Raw genomic sequence first — 222 nt, 5'->3', positions numbered from 1 at the left:
CAGGGGTTGGATAAACTGACCGCGCCGCTGGATGTCTTTGCGCAGTTGGGGACTCAGGCGCTGGATAAATTGAAGTCCACACTGGATGCCTTTGTGCAGCTAGGCGTTCAGGGGCTGGATAAACTGACCGCGCCGCTGGATGTCTTTGCGCAGTTGGGAACGCAGGCGCTGGATAAATTGAAGTCCACACTGGATGCCTTTGTGCAGTTGGGCGTTCAGGGG

The 222-nt window shown here is 56.8% G+C and carries 1 protein-coding gene; it reads left to right on the top strand.

Annotated features, from left to right (window positions below; genetic code table 11):
* The coding region (locus Xkoz_RS19475; RefSeq protein ID WP_141554475.1) for a hypothetical protein at positions 1 to 222 on the top strand (222 nt) is incomplete at both ends.

Source organism: Xenorhabdus kozodoii (genome assembly GCF_002632875.1).
Classification (GTDB): Bacteria; Pseudomonadota; Gammaproteobacteria; order Enterobacterales; family Enterobacteriaceae; genus Xenorhabdus; species Xenorhabdus kozodoii.
This window is presented reverse-complemented; position numbering and strand designations above follow the sequence as displayed.